The following is a 3,293-nucleotide window of genomic DNA, read 5'->3' as shown; positions in this document are numbered from 1 at the left end:
CATTAGTGTCCCGTTAAAATCGGGACCAGTTAAATATTAATCAAATAACCCCGGAAAGAGGGGACAATCGAGTTCTTTGACATTATTGAAATCAGTCCTTTCGAAGAGATCTACGAGTGGTGTCTTATCCATAAGAGAAATGCTTAGAATCTGAAGAACCTCATAAGTTGATCGCTTAAGTTGCAAATCATGTTGTACGATAGCAACAAGGCAATAGGCTATGATTGCCGATGAGATTTGGATTCTCACAGCATTCTCTGTAGTACCCCAGAACTTCTTGATCTTGAGGTGCTGCTTTAGCCATTTGAAGAACAGCTCTATCTGCCATCTGTTCTTGTAAAGGTTGGCGATTTCAGGAGCTGTTAGATGAAAAGCATTTGTCAGGAAGGCAAACTCCCTACCTTGTTCTTCATCATAGAATTTGACGAGTCTGAGTTTCTCCGGATACTTCCGGTATGAATTGTATTCAGTGAATTCAATCACAGCATCTGTCAATATATTCTTTGGCAACCTGCGCCTCCATTTACAGCATTTGTATTGCAGATTCTTCTTGGCTCGCACAACAAAGAACGATTCATGCTGATGTATTTTGAAAAGCTCCTTGAATGCATTGTATCCACGGTCGAAAACATAGTAAGAACCTGATTCATAAGGAATTTCCTTCATAGCCTTTGAGTCGTAAACTGATGCTGTAGAGATATGGAAGAAAGCTGGAACCTGAGATTCGAGGTCATATAGCACATGTGCTTTTATTCCTCCCTTCTTCTTACGGAACTTTGCCCACCAGAAGACCGACAAACACAATGGAATGGTCGTTGAGTCAAAAGCATACACATTGCCTTTCAACTTGAAGATATCCGTTACTCGTTTCTTCCTGGCTTGCTCCATCATATAGAAAGCAAAGTCTTCAAATATACGGTAGTCACGATTCTGATTGGCAGAAGCAAATGTCGTTTTCGCAATAGGCTTACGCCCTAATCCAAGATGGTATTGCTTTGCTCTATGTGCTTCAAAAGCAACAATCAAATCTCGCAAACTCTCTCGATTACTCAGTTGACCAAACATCATAGCAAGCAACTGATTCCAACATGTGAAATGCTTCACATAGCGGTTTCCATCATACTTGCGAACATAGTTGTTAAACTGAGTTCTGTTCAAAAAAGCGGTGAGCTGGGCAAAAACGTATTTGTCTTGGAACATAGCAGTCATTTTTATTTGCCTGCAAAGTTACGAAATCAAGTCCGTTTCATTCCCAAACACCACCTAATAGACTGTATTTCAATTAATTCAAAGAACGATTAGTCCACTTTAACGGGACAGTAGTGATGTCAATTATAATTTTAAATAGCAGTAAAAATGATAGCTATTTTAGTGTAAACACTTATAATGAATAGATATTTATTCTTATGAAGTATATTCATCCTTCTTTGATATTCTATTTTGGAATAATGAAGTTTGGATTATACCTTTGTAAAAAAAAGAATGGAAAAAAGTATTCATCAGAAAAGATATCATACTATGATTGCATTACTTAGACAAAAAAGAGAAGCATCTGGTATAACGCAAATTCAATTAGCAGAAAAATTGAATGTTAGTCAAACTGTTGTTAGCAAGATTGAAACTTGTGAACGACGTATTGATGTTATTGAGTTAATTGATATTTGTGGTGCAATTAATACTTCATACATGGATTTTTTTTCAGAACTTAATGATAGATTATAATTATATGGAATCACCTTATATTAATTTGCCAGTAGATAAATGGCGCTCAAAAACAGAAGAGCTGGTTAATAAGCATCCTCTTAAAGATAAAATCAAGGAAGTTGTGTTAAAATCATGGGAGGACATATTTAACCTTAATTCCGCAACTGTTTCAATAAATCGCTTGTCGGACTCAAAATTGTCATTATGGTGTCTTGGGGCTTTATTTGATTGCTGTATTTCTCGTGACAAGCCATTTCATCCCCTTACCCCACCAAGCGACTTGAGGCAATACGCAGTTGAAAACCGACAAGAAATAAGGATTAGCCAAAGTCTGTATTGAATAACTCTCCGTAAGCTTGATTGTCTGTGTAAATATTCAGTATAAACTGCCTTGACGTTCTAATCCATTTGGCAGGTACTGTGATGAACTTGAACACAAATGCTTTGATGCGACTTGTTGCTTTGAGTCCGAACTTTTTCACTTCAAGCCTCTCCATGATGAATTTATAGAAGTTGCGTACAAGTGCAGTGAGCAGTAGGAATACCGTATTTTCAGCCATAAAGGACTTTGGAAGTCTGTCCCATCCGAATCCGTTGTTCAAGTCATCAAATATACGTTCCTTACCTCCACGAAGGTTATAGAATTCGACAATCTCTCTGACAGAAGATTCGTAATCATTGGTCAGTATGCAACGGTAGGTGTATTCTCCCTCCCACAGGTCAAGATCTGCATCCATTCGCTTCTGTCTTTGAATGACAAGACGATATGCTTTTCCTTTCCATTTCCCAACAAGAATGGAATTCAACTCAAACTCAATGCCGTTGATTTCCTCCGTCTTCCACCCTCTGAGCGCAAAGATGTCATCGTAGAGCGAACTGCAGCGGTTGGCACGGATATAGAAAGACTTGCAGTGCTTTTCAACTTCTTCTACTATCTCTTCCGAGCAAGATCCGCAGTCTGCCCTGAATCGATTGATTACAAGATTGTTACGTTCAAGTCTCTCAAAGATTCTTTTCAGCGTGTCTTGTTGATGAAAACGCACGTTAGTATTGCCGTCGCTGTTCTCGATACCGACTATCATATCGCCAATGACAGCCACGCCGGGACGATATCCGAGAAACTTCTTGTATGTAGGCTTTGCATCATACTTCTCGGTCTCTATGAACTGATGGTCAAAATCTACATCATACTCACCGTCCTCTTTCAGTTGACCAGTTGTCAACAGACAATTTAGAAGTAGCGTGTTGAGCGTGTCTGCCGTATTGAAATCGTAGTTCTTACCCGTATCTGATGTGTATGAAATGTGTTCTTGCGTCAGTTCCTTTATCGCTCTGAGGATAGTGTCAGAGCTACAAGTGCGAAGTGTCGGATGAAGTGAGAGATGGTTCATCAAATGAGTAGTGACATCCTCAATACATGAGCCACCACAGAAATAAACACTCATAAGTGAACGGATGATTTCGCTATATTGATAACCATACTGTTTGCTTCTTAGACCCAATGTAGAATCGATTATAGAAGACAATGTGGAGTCAAATTGCTCCATGATTGAAAATATTCCTCCAAAAGGAGTGAGTTTCTCAGATTT

General features: G+C 38.9%; 4 protein-coding genes. 2 read left to right on the top strand and 2 right to left on the bottom strand.

The genetic code is table 11. The features are described from left to right. Window positions 1-36: 36 nt before the first annotated feature. Complete coding sequence (locus tag KTQ90_RS12970; protein WP_217318777.1) at window positions 37-1,200, bottom strand: IS4 family transposase; 1,164 nt, start codon at window positions 1,198-1,200, stop codon at window positions 37-39. 282 nt (window positions 1,201-1,482) lie between these two features. On the opposite strand from KTQ90_RS12970, the gene KTQ90_RS12965 reads away from it, so the two are divergent. Beyond that, complete coding sequence (locus tag KTQ90_RS12965; protein WP_217318776.1) at window positions 1,483-1,722, top strand: helix-turn-helix domain-containing protein; 240 nt, start codon at window positions 1,483-1,485, stop codon at window positions 1,720-1,722. Then, on the top strand, window positions 1,709-2,044 hold the full coding sequence (locus KTQ90_RS13985) for a ScaI family restriction endonuclease (RefSeq protein ID WP_369681097.1): 336 nt from the start codon (window positions 1,709-1,711) through the stop codon (window positions 2,042-2,044). Before KTQ90_RS12965 ends, KTQ90_RS13985 begins: the two co-directional genes overlap by 14 nt. Here KTQ90_RS13985 and KTQ90_RS12955 read toward each other — a convergent pair. After that, window positions 2,025-3,293, bottom strand: a 1,269-nt coding sequence (locus KTQ90_RS12955; RefSeq protein ID WP_217318774.1) for an IS1380 family transposase, incomplete at its 5' end; no start/stop codon positions are given. The two genes, KTQ90_RS13985 and KTQ90_RS12955, sit on opposite strands and share 20 nt — an antisense overlap.

The sequence above is a fragment of the Leyella stercorea genome, from assembly GCF_019052365.1.
Lineage (GTDB): Bacteria > Bacteroidota > Bacteroidia > Bacteroidales > Bacteroidaceae > Prevotella.
This window is presented reverse-complemented; position numbering and strand designations above follow the sequence as displayed.

Excerpts from the sequence above, each read along its gene's own strand:
- KTQ90_RS12970 (WP_217318777.1), bottom strand. The coding sequence starts at position 1,200 with ATGTTCCAAGACAAATACGTTTTTGCCCAGCTCACCGCTTTTTTGAAC.
- KTQ90_RS13985 (WP_369681097.1), top strand. The coding sequence starts at position 1,709 with ATGATAGATTATAATTATATGGAATCACCTTATATTAATTTGCCAGTA.
- KTQ90_RS12965 (WP_217318776.1), top strand. The coding sequence starts at position 1,483 with ATGGAAAAAAGTATTCATCAGAAAAGATATCATACTATGATTGCATTA.